Source organism: Neptuniibacter sp. PT8_73, assembly GCF_047778045.1.
GTDB lineage: Bacteria > Pseudomonadota > Gammaproteobacteria > Pseudomonadales > Balneatricaceae > Neptuniibacter.
Window position 1 is genome coordinate 2,155,564 of record NZ_CP180545.1, and the last position, 17,033, is coordinate 2,172,596.

Genomic DNA, 17,033 nt, shown 5'->3' on the forward strand with positions numbered 1-17,033 from the left:
AGCCCCTAACAAGCATTTCAATTAAGGAAAAATTGTGAGAATTTTTAAGTACTTGATCATAACCGCGATCTTAGCATTAGTCTCATTAACATTGTTTGGCATAGGTAAATGTAAATATGAATCGATTAACGATTTAATAACCGAGGGCGGCGGCTATGGCATAAAGATCGGAGATACTTTCCCCCAAGTAATTGATAGTTTAAAAACTACCCCAGAGATCTATCCAAGGTCAGAAACATATTTACACTACTATGATTATCACTACTATAAATATTACAACTCCAAATCAGCCCTAATGGCATGGAATTTTGCTCACAAGTACGATGAAAGCAAAGAGATATTGATCTGGTACGATCCATATACAAACTACTTGGATTTTTTAGATATTAAATTTGAAGATGGCAAGGTGGATCACATATTTCGAGCTAAGAATTGTGCATTGAACCCAGAACACAATAAATTCCATCGCTGGGTACAAGACCTCCTTTACTGGGGAGCTGACCTTCTTAATATTGATCTCGAACTATAACGAATGATCGAAATTCTCTGGGTCAGATCCAGCTTTTGGCTTATCTCTCAATGGCCCCCCTGATCTTAGAGTCAAACATAAACCTACTTTATCAATATGATTTCGCGGCTGTTGTTATGATTTCGACCAACATTCTAAACACTGCCTATTAACACTTAAATGCATATAGCTTAGACTTCGCATGCCTAAGGCAGCGAAGCCAATAGCGTTATACACTGCGTCTGTCACCAGACGGCTTGAGAATTAAAGGAATAATTCAGATGTCACGTCCAAAGAGCTCCTGTTTAGACTGCGATTTTTTCATCAGCGTCAATGGCGTCAGCCACGATACCACGCAGTCATTTCAATTCTACGATCACACAGATCAAGTACAACAGGAATATATCGAAGCCAAACAGAAGTTAGTCGAAGTCGCTGGCTATAGTGTTTTTAGCTGGAACTGGACACCTGAAACCGAAAAACGCAACGTGTGGCTCAGCATTGAATGTGACGAAGGTGGACCAATCAAACTGCCCCTGTTTACCAAAGTCGATGAGCAGAAATACCAACAGAAAGAGAATAATCACGAACAGAATTATCATCTTCAAGCCGTCGTTCCTCTAACCGTTCTTCCTAGTGTTCAACCAGCGCAATACCCAGAGCAACATATGGCTCCTACGCGTAATGGCTACCTTTATATTTTTAAAGACAATCAGTTATGGCGCGAGATTGAGGTAATAAACAAGGAAAATATAGGTCCAGAGTTTCGTGACATCCACCTTTCTCTGCACCGAGAGGGCTTTGAAAAGCCATTTAAGAAAGAGCCACGCAAAGCGGTTGGCAAACCACTCAAAGATATTTGGCTACCAACCAAAGCCAATGGTAGTTCTCAGCATTTACATGTTGCCTACTCAGAGGTTCAGTGGAGCGCCGCCTATCTGAACTTTCTCGAAAACCCTGAGAATAAGAACATCCTCAAACTACGCACCAGCGTTATTACTCACCAAAGCATTAATACGCTGGGTGACAAGCTGAACACCACCTTGAAGACGATGCGCCTACGTGAACCTGAGATCGAAGAACAACTTGCCGATCCCAGCCTCTATAATCGCGACCTCAGTGGCAACCACCTATACAATCTATACGACGGTGTAAGTTACGAGGTCAACGCACTTCGTCAAGACAGCAGCGATCTTCTATCGACACTGGAAAATGGCACTCAGCAGCGATACGAATACGGCGCCCGTGTAGCCCAATACAACAAACAATTAAATGCTGATAGTCAGGAAGACAGTCTCTGGCAAGCCCGCAGTTCTATCGACTACTTGTCCGATGCCAGAACCCGCCAGCTGAAACTTATTGTGTTACCCGACCCAATTTTCGAACTCCGCCATCACACCAGTATGGCCATGCAGGTCAGTTCTTGCCTATTCTATATTATGGACGACGCAAGTCAGCAGAAATACTTTCAAAGCGCCGAACTGGTGCAACGTTTTGTAGTGCCAGATAAACTACCCAACGGTGAAGAAAACCCTAACCACAAACACTTAGATAGCTTTAACTACAGCCCTATTGGGGTATTTCAGCGCACACTACGCACCATAGAGCGCCAACGCTGCCATAAAGATATGGCGCAATTCCAAAAAAACCTTGGAAAAACGTTGGATAACCCGGCTACGGCTGCGGCAGTGCGGGATTTCACCAGTCTGGACCGCGGAGCGCCTGGTGCCTATCGTCTCGTCGGTAATGCTTTCCAAGCCTTGAGCCTTAACCTCGCCGCTATCGATCCGCTGCAAGACAACCAGCAACCGCAAGACTGGCCTGGCCATGACATTATCGCCAATTTCTATAACCAAGGTATCTTCCACCCACTGCATGCTTTGCTCTACCCACCTAAGGATCAGGTTCCACTGGAAATAGCCTACATCCCACCCGCACCAATAAACGACGGCAGCGGCCTAGCAACCGCGAACAATGTTGCACGCTGGGCCGGTGACACCCTACTGCTAGATGATCAAATAGAAAACCGTGATCAGGCACTCTTGCTGGGCGATAACATTAAAAGCAGCGAAAACAGTGAAGACAGCTTTGGCATCAGCCGCCGCATCCTAAATACCGCCGATGGTGTCCTCAGTGGTTTTTATACGGCTATGCTAGCGCTGCAGAACAAAGCTAATGCCCGCGCCAGCCTTAACCAAATGGTAGAAACTGTCGAATTCAGAGCCGCCTACCTCGACAATCTCCGTCTGAGTAAACAGATGGCTCCGGATAGCATGGGCCAAGCAACCTATATCCCCACCTCCGGCGAACCGATTGCAAGTGCCAATGTTGTTGGAGTACACAGTAAAAAAGCGGGGCTAAGTTTTGGCCTAACCGAAGGGCAGCGTAAGCGAGCAGCCGGTAAACGTTACGGCGTACTTAAGGATAGTAACGATAAACTGCTCGCATCCACCAATCAACGTAGCCTCAAAGGCACCAAGCTACAAGGCGCTGCCGTCAGCAGTAAAGTCGATCTGAAGTTGCTGGTGGTACCAGAGAATAACCCTATTACCCAGATGAAGACCGAACAATTAATGAAAGAGGCTGATCTGGCAGACAAACTCGAACCCCAGACCAAGAAAGTCGCAACTGCTGGGCAAGCCTATGCGTCGCTGGGAATGCCCTACTTTATAGTTGCGCTGGAGATCGTCAATTTGCAAAGGACTGTTGCTGCCACTGAAGGCCGATCATTCCTGTATTCTAAAACCGTTCAATTTAGTGCTGCTTTGGATCTAGGGGTTGCTTTAGTCAATGCTTCCAACTTTCTGACACAAGAAACAGGCCGTTTAGCCACATATACAACCAAGACCATTATTAAGTTACCCCCAAGTGCTATCAAATTCCTCTCCGCTCCCTCTTTAGGTTTGCATCTTGAAAGGAATCTAAGCAGGCTCAAAATTGCCGGACTGGCCGGTGGAGCCTTAACCACAGCAATTGCCGTTTGGGATACCTGTTTATTAATTTCCGCTCAAGATAAAGATGCTGCCGCAGCCATGGCGATGGTCGCAATTGGAACCGGCCTATCCACCTTTGGCAGCCTCTATACTGCCACCTTCCTAATGAGTCCTCTGGGTTGGATCGGACTAACCATAGCTCTGGTAGGCTTCGGCCTATATATGTTGTTTAAAGACAGCCCCATGGAAACCTGGCTTAAAAACGGCCCCTTTGGCGCACGTCCTGACCAAACCGGTGACTATAAATACCTGCAACAACCGGACAAGGCCTGGCAGCATTTTATCAACCTTATTATGAACCTACGGATTAAAACCTACCCGATAGATCAGATCGAGTTATCCGACGAGCAACGCAGGAAATTGGCAGGCAAGGGCGTTACCCACGGCGTATGGCTCACCAGTAACCTGTTTGGCTTGAGTAACTCAGAGCACCCAACCCTTCACTTCTATGCTCGACAGGCCATCTTAACTAGCACCCAAAAATTCAGCCGCATAGGTGATCATAAACCAACGGAGGGTGTCGAACAGGTCGACTCTACTGACGCTCTTTTGCTCGATCAACATAAGCGAGATAACGGCCATATTTTCTTCTATCGATTCAACAAAACCGTACCTAGAGACAACATGGAATACCAGTTCCTAGGAAATAACGCTTACAGCTACAAATATAAAGCTCATTTCCATACGAGGGCCCAACTACAGATTGGTGATCATACCTTCCCCACCCCGCCGTTAAACAAAGAGGAAGAAGCCGGCAGCCCCAGTACCACACCGACCTTTAAAAAAGGGGAATACTGGTGGGCCGATGAATTTGGCTGGGAACAGTAACAGGACTTATGATGAATAAAATAGAAACACAGCAAGATAGCTATCAAGGCAGCGCCTGGAACAGTGAAAGTTTTGCCTGTCAGAAACCGCGCCCCAAACAAGGAGCTCTACTAAAGCTTCTACAGGGCGGCGATCCCCTGCCGTGGACCCAGGCTAATGCAACAATTCCTGTAAGCATGATTGAGGAACACACACCAGCCGAAATCAAGCAGCGCCTTAAGGAGAATAAAGGCGAAACCCACTGGGATGAGAACCATTACCATGCAGGGTCTTTAAATAAATGGGGATTAATTTACTTTTACCTTACAGCCTTCAGTAAAGGTATCTGTACCATGATAGCTCCTGCATTTTACCTGTTCATATTTGTATCTTCTTTTTTCGATGAAGATGTAACCTACTCAGATCTAAGTACCACTATATATATATATACAGTATATATATTCCTCCCTTCAGCCCTAATCTGGGGCTACTTCGAAGCTTCGGGCCGTGGATACTTGCCCATGCCTTGGTTTATGAAAGTAGTTAAACATTTTACCTTCAGCCGCAGCACTGGCTTGGTGACACGATATAAAAACAATAAAGAGCTATACAGCCACCCTTTCTCGGAGTTTGACTGTTATCTGGTCAGCAGCCCGAACCATCAGGGAATACTCAGCTATCAACTCCATCTGGTGCACCGTTATCATCGCTACTACGACAGTATCCCTCTGCATACCTTCACCACCAGCGAACAACCAGATGAGTTAAAGCGAATCTGGAACCTGATCCAGCGCTATATGGACACCAGCCAGCCGATGCCTGATGTTCCGGAACTGGAACCTGCCAGAGCAAAAGATCCTACGACAGCCGCTTGGGATGCAAAAAACAACCGCAAACCAGATTACTGGTTCTCCATGGATGATGTCGAGTTTGAAGAGGCGCTACTTGAGCTCCAAGCTAAACAACGCTTTAAGCCCACCCAAGGCCCAGAGATCGATCTATTTAGTGGCGGCACTCAAGCTGGATGACACTAACGGACGAAAAGGAAGAAATAGAGTAGCTGGAGTCAGTGTGAAATTTTTTAGTACGGATAGAATTATAATTACTTAGACCCCATTCAATATTGCAAAGACTTGGGCGCTAGACACTAGAAGCGCAGCGTCCTAGCTACTCTCGAGCAAAGCGGTCTATAAATACGGAAATGCTACATAATGACGGACCAGCACTATTCAATAACTGCCTATAACTCTAAGAATATTCCCGAGTCTGAAGCTTCTGAGTTAAAACAGACTGTATTTGGAAAATTCAAGCTCGCTAATGCTGATCGCTTAAACTTTAATCAAATCTCAGGACAAGTACCCTACTCACTGTCTGATGAAATTGAATTAGACGACTATAAATATAGGAAAATGGCATCCCCTTGGGATCACCAAAACTATACCAAGGGCAAAGCAAACCTTGGCTTAGCACTTTTTTATTTTATAGGTGCATCTACCAAAACTTTTTTATGTTTTTTCTTCCCCTTAACTATTTTAGCTCTAGGTATATCATTTTCTGTAGATTATTCACAAGGCAGAATTGACGATCCTCGTGTAATCGCAACATGGGAATTAATTTTAAACTTCTGTTTCTATTTTTTTGGCTCTAGCGCTCTATTCCAGCTTTACTACCATAAAATCGCTGGCCGAAACGGCAAAGTACCTTTCTTTATGAAAATACGTAAAGATTATGAGCTAAGCCGCCAAACAGGCATGGTACATATCTACAAAAAAGATAAAGAGGTTTTCGCCGCTCCCTTCCATGAATTTGACTGCTATCTCGCTTCCAACCCAGGCAACTACGGTGAGATCTTTTACACCATGCGTTTAATTCATCGCTACAACGGCTCTAAGCATACTGTTGACCTAGGCGCTTTACTTGGCTTCACCGCACCTATTGAAGAGTATTATCAGCTTTGGAATATGATGCAGCAGTACATGGATATCAGCCGCCCGATGCCGGATAACATCATGTCGGAGGCCTATCGCCATCTAGATCCTACGACAGCGGCGTATGACAAAGAAACTGGCCGTGATAGCCACTTCTGGCGCAATATGGATGAGGAACAATATCAGGCGGAACTCAAGCGAAGAGCAAAAGAGCAACAATCCATTCCTCTTCAAGCGGAAGATATATTACGCTGGAAGAAACCGGACGAGCCTTTCGTAGCTTAAAAATAGAAAGGACTTGGGCGCTAGCCACTAAAAGCGTAGCGTCCTAGCCACTCGCGAGCGAAGTGGTCTATACATACGGATATGCATTATCATGATGGACTATAACTCCTCAGAAATAGCCTCTTACTCTAACAATATTCCTGTACTGATAGGTGAACATACCTTCCCCACCCCGCCGTTAAACAAAGAGGAAGAAGCCGGCAGCCCCAGTACCACACCAACCTTTAAAAAAGGGGAATACTGGTGGGCTAATGAATTTGGCTGGGAACAGTAAACAGGACTTATAATGCATAAAATTGAAACAGCGCAGGATAAATATCAAAACAGCGTCTGGAACAGTCAGCAGTTCAGCAACCAGAAACCACGCCCCAAACAAGGAGTTCTATTAAAGCTGCTACAGGGAGGTGATCCGCTACCGTGGAGCAGGGCTAATGAAACCGTTCCCGTCAGTATGATTGAAGAACCCACACCATCCGAGATTAAACAACGCTTAAAAGACAATAAAGACGAAACACACTGGGATGAGAACCAATATAACGCTGGGTCATTAAATAAATGGGGATTAATTTACTTTTACCTGACGGTCTTCGGTAAAGGTATTTGTACAATGTTCTTACCATTCTTTATTGGGGTTGTGATTATTCTCCCTTTCATGTACGAACCTATAACACATTTAGATTTAATCGAGCCGGTATACATATATCTGCTCTATGTTTTTATTCCTTCAGGTCTGATCTGGGGCTACGCTGAATCCTCTGAGCGAGGGTATTTACCCATGCCTTGGTTTATGAAAGCGGTCAAACACTTTACCTTCAGCCGTAGCACCGGTAATGTAATTCGCTACAAAAACAATAAAGAGCTCTACAGCCACCCTTTCTCAGAGTTCGACTGTTATCTAGTCAGCAGTCCCAACCATCAGGGCATACTCAGCTATCAACTCCATTTGGTGCATCGTTATCATCGTTACTCCGACAGCATTCCCCTGCATACCTTCACAAGCAGCGAACAACCGGATGAGTTAGAGCGTATCTGGAACCTGATCCAGCGCTATATGGACACCAGCCAACCAATGCCTGATGTACCAGAACTAGAACCCGCCAGAGCCAAAGACCCTACTACGGCGGCTTGGGATGCTAAAAACAACCGCAAACCTGATTACTGGTTCTCCATGGATGATGACGAGTTTGCAGAGGCACTACTTGAACTCCAAGCAGAGCAACGCTTTATGCCCACCCAAGGCCCAGAGATCGATCTCTTTAATGGCGGCACTCAAGCTTGAAAACACGAAGGGATGAACGGACAGAAATGGACTTCCAACAGATAAAGCCCTATCCAGAAACAGCCTGGAACAGTGAAAGTTTTGCCTGTCAGAAACCCCGCCCCGAACAGGGCATCCTAACAAAGCTTCTACAAGGAGGCGATCCACTACCCTGGTGTCGAGCTAATGAAACCGTTCCCGTCAGTATGATTGAGGAACCCACACCAGCTGAGATCAAGCAACGTTTACAAGACAATAAAGGCGAAACCCATTGGGATGAGAACCAGTATAGTGCGGGATCATTAAATAAATGGGGATTAATTTACTTTTACCTTGCCGCAATAGGTAAAGGTTTTTGTATATTCGTAGGCCCTGCATCTGTCCTTACTCTTCTGCACTTCATACTCTTCGAAAACTGGGGCGCTTCTGAAATAAAAGAAGCTCTCTATATATTTATACCTTTCGTTTTCCTCCCCTCAGCCCTAATCTGGGGCTACTTTGAAGCCTCGGGCCGCGGATACTTGCCTATACCTTGGTTTATGAAAGCGGTCAAACATTTTACATTCAGCCGTAGCACTGGCAAGGTGACCCGCTATAAAAACAATAAAGAGCTATACAGCCACCCTTTCTCGGAGTTTGACTGTTATCTAGTCAGTAGCCCTAGTCATCAGGGGATACTGAGTTATCAACTTCATTTGGTGCATCGTTATCATCGTTACTCCGACAGCATCCCTCTGCATACCTTCACCACCAGCGAACAACCGGATGAGTTAAAGCGCATCTGGAACCTGATTCAGCGCTATATGGACACCAGCCAGCCGATGCCTGATGTCCCAGAACTGGAACCTGCCAGAGCAAAAGACCCTACGACTGCTGCTTGGGATGCTCAAAACAATCGCAAACCAAATTACTGGTTCTCCATGGATGATGACGAGTTTGCAGAGGCACTACTTGAACTCCAAGCAGAGCAACGCTTTAAGCCCTCTCTAGGCCCAGAGATCGATCTTTTTAATGGCGGCACACAAGCTTGAAAACACGAAGGGATGAACGGACAGAAATGGACTTCCAACAAATAAAGCCCTATCCAGAAACGGTCTGGAACAGTGAAAGTTTTGCCTGTCAGAAACCACGTCCCGAGCTAGGAATCCTGACAAAGCTTCTTCAGGGCGGCGATCCGCTACCGTGGAGCAAGGCCAACGAAACCGTTCCCGTCAGTATGATTGAGGAACCTACGCCAGCCGAGATCAAACAGCGCCTTGAAGAGAATAAAGATGAAACCCATTGGGATGAGAACCAGTACAGTGCAGGGTCGTTAAATAAATGGGGGCTCATCTACTTTTACCTTGCTGCGATTTCTAAAGGCGTTTGCACAATGCTCGCTCCTTTATCTGTTGTTTCTACACTTTTCTTAGTATTTATTGACGAAACCATTGATTTCCTTGGTTTCTTCGAAATTATGCTTTTTTTTCTTATTTATATTTTTTTACCATGCGGCCTAATCTGGGGGTACTTCGAAGCCTCGGGCCGTGGATACTTGCCCATGCCTTGGTTTATGAAAGCGGTCAAACACTTTACCTTCAGCCGTAGCACCGGTAATGTAATTCGCTACAAAAACAATAAAGAGCTCTACAGCCACCCGTTCTCAGAGTTCGACTGTTATCTGGTCAGTAGCCCTAGTCATCAGGGAATACTGAGCTATCAACTTCATCTGGTACACCGGTATCATCGTTACTCCGACAGCATCCCTCTGCATACCTTCACCACCAGCGAACAACCGGATGAGTTAAAGCGCATCTGGAACCTGATTCAGCGCTATATGGACACCAGTCAGCCAATGCCTGATGTACCGGAACTGGAACCTGCTAGAGCAAAAGACCCTACAACAGCTGCTTGGGATGCAAAAAACAACCGTAAGCCTGATTACTGGTTCTCCATGGATGATGTCGAGTTTGAAGAAGCACTACTTGAACTCCAAGCGGAGCAACGCTTTAAACCTACCCAAGGCCCAGAGATCGATCTTTTTAATGGTGGTACTCAAGCTGGATGAAACTAACGGATGAACGAACAGAAATGGACTTCCAACAGATAAAGCCCTATCCAGAAACAGCCTGGAACAGTGAAAGTTTTGCCTGTCAGAAACCCCGCCCAGAACAGGGCATCCTGACAAAGCTTCTGCAGGGCGGTGATCCGCTGCCGTGGTGTCGAGCCAATGAAACCGTCCCCGTAAGTATGATTGAGGAACCCACGCCAGCCGATATCAAGCAGCGCCTTAAAGAAAATAAAGGCGAAACCCACTGGGACGAAAACCAATACAGTGCGGGGTCATTAAATAAATTGGGGCGGATTTATTTTTATTTAACTATGTTTGCTAAGGGGTTTTGTGTTTTTGTTGCGCCAATATTCTTTCCGGTAACTATAGGGTTATTTGTCACTGATGATTCAGTATCAATAAGTGATTTATCTAATGCTATTACTACAATGTCCCTTTTAGTTTTCCTTCCTTCAGTCCTAATCTGGGGCTACGCTGAAGCCTCTGAGCGTGGGTATTTACCCATGCCTTGGTTTATGAAAGCAGTTAAACATTTCACCTTCAGCCGCAGCACTGGCATGGTGACCCGCTATAAAAACAATAAAGAGCTATACAGCCACCCTTTCTCGGAGTTCGACTGTTATCTAGTCAGCAGTCCCAATCATCAGGGGATACTCAGCTATCAACTCCATCTGGTACACCGTTATCATCGTTACTCCGACAGCATTCCCCTGCATACCTTCACAAGCAGCCAACAACCGGATGAATTAAAGCGGATCTGGAACCTGATCCAGCGCTATATGGACACCAGCCAGCCGATGCCTGATGTCCCAGAACTAGAACCAGCCAGAGCAAAAGACCCTACAACAGCTGCTTGGGATGCAAAAAACAACCGTAAGCCTGATTACTGGTTCTCCATGGATGATGTCGAGTTTGAAGAGGCATTACTTGAACTCCAAGCCGAGCAACGCTTTAAGCCCACCCAAGGCCCAGAGATCGATCTGTTTAATGGCGGAACTCAAGCTGGATGAAACCAGCGCAAAGAATAAGCGGACTGAATAAAAAGGGATTTTTATGCGCGAAATTTACCAATGGATACTAAATTGCTTTGTGCTGACTATGGTCGTTCTGATGATTGCTTTATCTCTACCTGATGGAGAAATATTAACAGGTATGTACCTTGTCTATGCAGGCTGGGTTATTGGGCTGTTTTGTCTTTTTATATTTCTTGGTGCTAAATCCCGGCGTGTTAAGTTAGTTTCCGGAGCAATCGCAGGGATACATGCACTATTTTACTTAGCCGTTTTTTTATTCTTCCTATCTTCACCGGTATCACTACCTGGAATACTTTAATATAACTAAGTCAAAATAATTAGAGTCAGAGTAATTTTTAGCATGAATAGCATTAAATTTACTCTGGCCTCGTTCAAGATTGAAAAGACACTGTAAAGGCTTCGGCGCTAGCCACTAGAAGCGCAGCGCTCTAGCTACTTCAACCAATAATCACATCACCGGATCCAACTGCTATAGAGCCGCCACAATCGATACCGTCTCCTACTCTTGCAGCTGGCTTGCCATTGATAAATACAGTACCTGAGCCACCAGATATAGATCGGCCATGTGGAGGACAATTACCGCAGCCATGTGGTGCTAGAGGATCACCTTGTCTTGCTGCAGGAATTCCGTTGATTACTACATCGCCACTTCCAGCAATAACAGGTGTAGGTGGGAAACATCCATGGCCTGAGCCTATATCGCCTAAACGGGCTGCTTTTGACATGATAATCTCCTTAGAATAATTCCAATTCTTTATTTAACGTTTCTTAGTACCAACAAATCTTCTTTAAGTAACTGAACCTCTACGTCCAGTTCGCTAGCAGTGCCACCTAGTGGAACAGATAGATAGAGATTCACTGAATCTAAAAGCGCGTGCTGCTCAGGAAGCATGGGACGGTTCTGCGCTTTAATCTGGACTCGGTAGACTCTGAGATCGACAACCTGCCAATCGGGATTATCCAAAAGCAGGTTAGTACTGGTGATTAATGGGTCTTCGACAACAATAGCAGGTCTTTCATCTCGCGTTAGTAACATCGTGCCAGTAATAATTGATGTCACAACTAGGCCTATTAACAACGCTAATAAGATCTTTTTATATGAGACATGCTGTGCTTCAGCAGGTTGATGATTATAGGCCGGTTCAGACTTAGGTTTTGACAATTCCTCAAGCCTTTTCCGTGTATTTAACGTACTACTCTCTACCGGATTTTCAGATCTATCGCTGATTGTATAAGCCGGTGTTTGTGAAGGCTCTGGTATGACAGCAGACGAATTCGGATGGTAAAAAGGAGCAGCTTGATTCGCACTTTGCTCATCCGCTGTTTGAGCGGGAGGTAAAGTTGAGTCAGCCACTTCGGTTAATTCAGGCTCGTTAACAAAACCTGGCTGCGTGCAATCTTCCACCTGAAAGACTTGTTCATTCACCAGATTACGACGTTGCGCTCGGTAGTCAGCGGTTGAGATCTTTCCAGCCGAATGCTGTCTACTTAATGTTAGAAGTGTTGTTGCCATTCCCTACCCCTATAACGACCGGACAAGTCTAAAACCAGTTTTTGAATCCGCCGAAGCGTTGCGGACTAAATCCACGGAGCAATTCGACATCTTATCGGCGTAATGCCCGCCCGCTGCTTTAGCTACACCTTGATGAATAACCCACTCTTGCACATTACCTAGATAGTTGATCATGCCCCAATTGTTCGCTGATCCACTGCGAACAGATACAGGTGCGTGCCCTTTCAAGATGGTGTCGCCCTGCATTAAACGACAGTTAAAGTTATTCGGCTGGCGCTTATTTCCAGACAGTGCAGCGTGCTTCCACTGCTTGTACTTAGGTAAACGATATTGATGACCGGTTACCTGCGTTAACCATTTTGCATACGCCACTGCTTGGCTCTGACTAACACCCGTAACCGGTGATCGACCACTACCAGAACGCACACTACAACCCGTTTGCTTACAGTAGGCGTTGTAATCATCAATGCTTATTTCAAATTTACTGATCGCAAACGGTCCACCAGCACCCGAAGGAATTACAATCATGTAAGGCGCTTTGGTTTGCTGAGAAACCATGTCATAGCAAACCGCTTTAACATTACGCCCTAACCCTGCCAGACTAGGCGAACATGCTTTACCTGTAGCCGTGACTTTCGGCGGTTGCACGCTTGGCTTTGGCTCTGTTACTTCTGGTTTAGCCTCTTCTGTTTTAACCGGTTCCGGCTTAGGTTCAGGGGGCTCTGGTTCAGGAGGCTTAGTTGCGAGTTTGTTAAGTTTGATCTTCTGAATTTCTGCATGGTCAGGGTAAAGCTCTTTGGCTTTCCTGATTAGTTTGTTTGCAGCTTCAGCCCTACTTCCCTTTAACTGCTCATACCGCTTAAGCACGGCATTGGTCAGGTCTGTATGTAACTTTTTAGCTCTCTCGTCTTCCAGTTCCGGCTCTATTTCTGTCAATTGCTGATGTGCTAATACAAACGAATCATACGAGATACTTCTGATTGCCTGTCCAATACGCCACAATTTAGCATCGCGGTTATAGCCAGCAATTTTTTCGTCAATCACGGTGGTATCGACAGAATACTTTTTAGCCGACTCTAATAACTGCGCCGCCTTAGACAGTCTTGTTTGCCGCGCTAATTGGTCAGCTAAGCGTAAGTATGTTTCAACAAATGCAGGGTTCGCTTCACTCTGAATATAAGGGTCGTTCTCACCCAACATTGTTTGCAGTTGCTTATAACTTTGTTCCGCACGAGGGAGGTCATTCGCTTGAAGCTGGGTTTGTAATGTTTGTTTCAAGCCCTGAACTTCTGCCTGCTGCTTCTTAATCTGCTTATCTTTTTCCCAGGCTGCTTGGCTCGCCGTTATCTGCTGTTCTAACCCCTTTAATGTGCCTAAGCTTGGGTCAAAGGTTTCAGCTTTCGCCAAAAGATCGAGTGCCTCAGAGAAGCGCTTTTCATCCGAATATTGCGAAGCAACTTTTGAGAGCTGCAAAGCAATATTGGTATTCAATGAAGCAATCTGATGCTCTGTAGCGCCTAATGAACCTATCTCTTTTAAGCTTTGATTGAGCTCAGATTCCCAATTGGCGTTTTGACTAACTTGCGACAATTGCTGCGAAATATCCTGTTTAAGCTGATTAAACCGTTCTGATTGCGCTTGTTCTGCCAACCCTTGATCAAACGTGTTCAAGGCAGTTTCTATTTCAGGGTTATCAGGAAAGGCCGTGTTATATTCCGTTAGTAACTCTGCAGCGCCTTTTAAGTTGCCTTGCTGTTCAAGTTGCTCAGCTTGGTTTAGATAGCTCGATGCAAAGCGCTGCGGAATATCTTTAAGCAATGGGTGATCTGGTCTTAATTGCTCGACTTTATCCAATGCATGTTGAACATCATTAAGAAGCGATGAATTTAATGGCTGAGTCAAAAGAACATTCAGCTGCTTCTGATAATCAGCAATTTCTGCCTCTCTTTCCGCTTTAAGCTGCTTCATATCACCTGAACTTGAGGCGTTGCGGTTTTGTTCAATAATCTGCAGTTCTGTATCAAGCAATTGGCTAAAGCCGGCGTCAGTATTGATACTACGTGCTTTCTCTATCAATGAGATTGATTGCTCCCATTGACTCTTTTCACGTGCGATACGCGCATCTTTCAAATAGGCTTTAGCTAAACGTGTTGCTACCGTTTGCTTAATCTCAGACGGTGCCTCAAATTGATCTAACAGCCTTTCAGCCTTGGTCAAATTACCTTGTTCGATCGCCTTAAGAATCGTTTTTTCATTCTCTGCTAAAGAGGTCTGATATGACTGGATACCTTCCTCAATTTTTTGGCTTAAATCATTGGATACGCCATCGTTTAGATAGAGCTGGTATTGAGCAAACTGATCTTTCGCTGAAAACCATTGCGCCTCCGTCATCATCTTAGCTAGATGACCTTCAATTATCGGTGAGGCTTGATTCTTAAACTGGATTAACGTCTTACTTTGTGGCGCTAATCGATTAAGCTCAGATACCGCCTTTTTGAAAGAAGAGAGATCAGAGAGCTGTGTCAGTTTGTCAACAGAGGCTAACTCTTTCTCATAATTTGAAATGAGTTTAGCTTGCTCAAAACGGCCTTTTAGCTGCTTCATTTGATTATCAGCAACGATAATGGCCTGATTCTCAGGAAAGATTCCTTTAGCTACCCCACTCACTGTTTCAGCACGTTCAAATTGGTTTTGCTCAGCTAACAAATCTACAGCTTCTACCATCCGATGAGGGACACGAGGATCTTCAAGCATCGGGTTTTTATGATCGACTCGCTTGATGGAATCAAACAGTTTCGGGAATTGCTCTATCTTTTCTATAAATACGTTTAGTTCACTACTCAGATAGTTATTAAGCTCAATATTTAGCTCGTTGAGACGCCCTGCTTTACGTTTACTAACCAATTCCCTTTGATCTGATAAACGACGAGAATCCTCATAGATCTGTAATGCTCTCGCTGCAACACGTTCGGCTTCAGCGTATTGATCTTCATTGATTTGGTCATTCATTCGAGAAATAAAGAACTTGGTCAGTGAGCTTTTTACTCGCGTATCGTTAAAGTAACGAATACGTTCTTCTTCAGGCATGCTCTCGACTTCACCCAACCAGTTTAAGATGTCACTTTCTGAGCCATTCTTTAACTCATCGGCTAAATCATCCAGTTCTTTTTCATCCAGAAAATCTCTTACTGGGAAGTAAGCTAAAGCCGATAAAACGGTCGCCGCTAAAGGCCACACATACCATTTGGCCAATAAGCCCGCTTGCTGTGTTTCTGGCAGGAAGCCTTGGAGGAATTGATCTACCGAGTGCGTCCTAAGCGCAGGATCAAAGCTTAAACCTTGCTTTAATGCCTTCCACTGTTTGCGCTTTAAACTCTTAATCGGTGCAGGCGCTAGACCCTTATCTCTTGCCTGATCAGCAGGGACTTTCTTACCTTTTTCAGTAAAAGGGTGCTTACCGGTTAATAGCTCATAAGTGATACAAGCCAAAGCGTAAATATCATCTTTAGGGTCAGCCTGGAACACACCTTCAAGCATTTCTGGGGATGCATAGTTAGGCGTTAATGCACCTAGTTCACCGGCATCAAATGTATCGGCTTGCCCCTCTTTTGCAGCTCGTGCGATACCAAAATCGAATACCTTGATCGTGTTTTGATCGAGGAAGATATTACTGGGCTTAAAATCGGAATGTACGATATCCCTTCGGTGCGCATAACTCAGCGCAGCACCCATTTCTGCTACATAGCGAAATACCGTATCAAGAGCTAAACCCTTTGGATTCGCCTTAATAACCTTGTTTAGCGGCTCACCCAACATCAGCTCCATGGTCATATAAACATGGTGCTGATCGCGGTCAAAATCGAATACGTTTACGATATTAGGGTGGGCAAGGTTCTGCGTTTTTCGTGCTTCGCGCTGCAAGGATCGAAGCGATTCTGGATGGTCTCTAAAGTTATTATTTAGAACTTTAATCGCGATTAATGTTTCAACGTCCTGAGCATCGATACGGCGTTGGTCCTCAGCTTTAAAGACATCCCCCATACCACCGCAACCAATAAATTCTATTAGTCGAAAGCGGTCTTTAATAATAGAACCAACATTGAGAGTGTGATCTGTTTTATCTGACTCGCCCTCGAAGGGCTTGGACCATTTTGCTGTTGTACTGGTATTACTCGTTCTCGATGTCGGAGAGGTAAAACCGGAGCGGTCACCAGCTACGTCGATCTTTGTTGCATCATCGCTTCGAACAATTTGTGTAGCATCTTCCTGCTGAGCAATCCGAGTCTGGTCTTCACCATCATTAACCATTGCTGCTTGTTCGGTTTTGGCTACAACCGTTTGATCTTCAGGATCTGATGTAGGATTAGCTGCTATTTGTGTTTGGTCTTCTGCCGCTATTTCAGTGGCATCCTCTGTAACCGCTTCGGGGCTTGGAGCTTTATGACGCGCGACAAAGTAATCAACGGTCTCAGTTAGCTCCTTAGCGACAGCGGCCTCAAGATGACCGGCCTTAACTAATTTAGTTAAACCCTCTTTGATACGATCCGCATTTTTAGAATCGCTTATTAAGGTGGTTTGAATAACGGTTTTTAATGACTGTAAATCCGTTTCGCTACGAATATAACGTTGTAGCTCAGCCTTAAATAACTCCATGACT

General features: G+C 45.1%; 13 protein-coding genes. 10 read left to right on the plus strand and 3 right to left on the minus strand.

All coding sequences use genetic code 11. The features are described from left to right. Positions 1 to 34: 34 nt before the first annotated feature. From ACMXYN_RS09585 to ACMXYN_RS09630, 10 genes are all read left to right on the plus strand, one after another. A complete protein-coding gene (locus ACMXYN_RS09585) occupies positions 35 to 529 on the plus strand; it encodes a hypothetical protein (protein ID WP_415891621.1) in 495 nt (164 codons plus the stop codon). Positions 530 to 789: 260 nt separating this feature from the next. After that, positions 790 to 4,329 carry a hypothetical protein gene (locus ACMXYN_RS09590; RefSeq protein WP_415891622.1) on the plus strand — a complete coding sequence of 1,180 codons (3,540 nt, stop codon included), beginning with the start codon at positions 790 to 792 and terminating at the stop codon, positions 4,327 to 4,329. Between the two features lie 11 nt (positions 4,330 to 4,340). Next, on the plus strand, positions 4,341 to 5,336 hold the full coding sequence (locus ACMXYN_RS09595; RefSeq protein WP_415891623.1) for a hypothetical protein: 996 nt from the start codon (positions 4,341 to 4,343) through the stop codon (positions 5,334 to 5,336). A gap of 183 nt (positions 5,337 to 5,519) precedes the next feature. Next, entirely contained in the window at positions 5,520 to 6,521 is a 1,002-nt protein-coding gene (locus ACMXYN_RS09600) for a hypothetical protein (RefSeq protein ID WP_415891624.1), read from the plus strand. A 91-nt stretch (positions 6,522 to 6,612) separates the two neighbouring features. After that, positions 6,613 to 6,795 carry a hypothetical protein gene (locus ACMXYN_RS09605; RefSeq protein WP_415891625.1) on the plus strand — a complete coding sequence of 61 codons (183 nt, stop codon included), beginning with the start codon at positions 6,613 to 6,615 and terminating at the stop codon, positions 6,793 to 6,795. A gap of 12 nt (positions 6,796 to 6,807) precedes the next feature. Then, on the plus strand, positions 6,808 to 7,800 hold the full coding sequence (locus tag ACMXYN_RS09610; protein ID WP_415891626.1) for a hypothetical protein: 993 nt from the start codon (positions 6,808 to 6,810) through the stop codon (positions 7,798 to 7,800). Then, positions 7,797 to 8,810, plus strand: coding sequence for a hypothetical protein (locus ACMXYN_RS09615; RefSeq protein ID WP_415891628.1), 1,014 nt, complete (start codon positions 7,797 to 7,799; stop codon positions 8,808 to 8,810). Before ACMXYN_RS09610 ends, ACMXYN_RS09615 begins: the two co-directional genes overlap by 4 nt. Before the next feature lie 26 nt (positions 8,811 to 8,836). Beyond that, entirely contained in the window at positions 8,837 to 9,826 is a 990-nt protein-coding gene (locus tag ACMXYN_RS09620) for a hypothetical protein (RefSeq protein ID WP_415891629.1), read from the plus strand. Continuing rightward, positions 9,823 to 10,839 carry a hypothetical protein gene (locus tag ACMXYN_RS09625; RefSeq protein ID WP_415891630.1) on the plus strand — a complete coding sequence of 339 codons (1,017 nt, stop codon included), beginning with the start codon at positions 9,823 to 9,825 and terminating at the stop codon, positions 10,837 to 10,839. The genes ACMXYN_RS09620 and ACMXYN_RS09625 overlap by 4 nt, the downstream gene beginning before the upstream one ends. 43 nt (positions 10,840 to 10,882) lie before the next feature. Next, a complete protein-coding gene (locus tag ACMXYN_RS09630; protein ID WP_415891631.1) occupies positions 10,883 to 11,161 on the plus strand; it encodes a hypothetical protein in 279 nt (92 codons plus the stop codon). A 139-nt stretch (positions 11,162 to 11,300) separates the two neighbouring features. On the opposite strand, the gene ACMXYN_RS09635 is transcribed toward ACMXYN_RS09630, so the two are convergent. Genes ACMXYN_RS09635 through ACMXYN_RS09645 form a run of 3 tightly spaced genes read right to left on the minus strand, consistent with a single transcriptional unit; the run spans position 11,301 to position 17,029 of the window. Then, positions 11,301 to 11,588, minus strand: a complete 288-nt coding sequence (locus tag ACMXYN_RS09635; protein WP_415891632.1) for a type VI secretion system PAAR protein — start codon at positions 11,586 to 11,588, stop codon at positions 11,301 to 11,303. A gap of 29 nt (positions 11,589 to 11,617) precedes the next feature. Then, positions 11,618 to 12,376 carry a hypothetical protein gene (locus tag ACMXYN_RS09640; RefSeq protein WP_415891633.1) on the minus strand — a complete coding sequence of 253 codons (759 nt, stop codon included), beginning with the start codon at positions 12,374 to 12,376 and terminating at the stop codon, positions 11,618 to 11,620. A gap of 9 nt (positions 12,377 to 12,385) precedes the next feature. Next, positions 12,386 to 17,029: a protein kinase domain-containing protein gene (locus ACMXYN_RS09645; protein WP_415891634.1), complete on the minus strand. Its 4,644-nt coding sequence runs from the start codon at positions 17,027 to 17,029 to the stop codon at positions 12,386 to 12,388. Positions 17,030 to 17,033 lie beyond the last annotated feature (4 nt).

What these genes read in the sequence shown, in the direction of transcription:
- ACMXYN_RS09590 (WP_415891622.1), top strand. Translation starts at nt 790, where the DNA reads ATGTCACGTCCAAAGAGCTCCTGTTTAGACTGCGATTTTTTCATCAGC.
- ACMXYN_RS09595 (WP_415891623.1), top strand. Translation starts at nt 4,341, where the DNA reads ATGAATAAAATAGAAACACAGCAAGATAGCTATCAAGGCAGCGCCTGG.
- ACMXYN_RS09600 (WP_415891624.1), top strand. Translation starts at nt 5,520, where the DNA reads ATGACGGACCAGCACTATTCAATAACTGCCTATAACTCTAAGAATATT.
- ACMXYN_RS09605 (WP_415891625.1), top strand. Translation starts at nt 6,613, where the DNA reads ATGATGGACTATAACTCCTCAGAAATAGCCTCTTACTCTAACAATATT.
- ACMXYN_RS09610 (WP_415891626.1), top strand. Translation starts at nt 6,808, where the DNA reads ATGCATAAAATTGAAACAGCGCAGGATAAATATCAAAACAGCGTCTGG.
- ACMXYN_RS09620 (WP_415891629.1), top strand. Translation starts at nt 8,837, where the DNA reads ATGGACTTCCAACAAATAAAGCCCTATCCAGAAACGGTCTGGAACAGT.
- ACMXYN_RS09625 (WP_415891630.1), top strand. Translation starts at nt 9,823, where the DNA reads ATGAAACTAACGGATGAACGAACAGAAATGGACTTCCAACAGATAAAG.
- ACMXYN_RS09630 (WP_415891631.1), top strand. Translation starts at nt 10,883, where the DNA reads ATGCGCGAAATTTACCAATGGATACTAAATTGCTTTGTGCTGACTATG.
- ACMXYN_RS09635 (WP_415891632.1), bottom strand. Translation starts at nt 11,588, where the DNA reads ATGTCAAAAGCAGCCCGTTTAGGCGATATAGGCTCAGGCCATGGATGT.
- ACMXYN_RS09640 (WP_415891633.1), bottom strand. Translation starts at nt 12,376, where the DNA reads ATGGCAACAACACTTCTAACATTAAGTAGACAGCATTCGGCTGGAAAG.
- ACMXYN_RS09645 (WP_415891634.1), bottom strand. Translation starts at nt 17,029, where the DNA reads ATGGAGTTATTTAAGGCTGAGCTACAACGTTATATTCGTAGCGAAACG.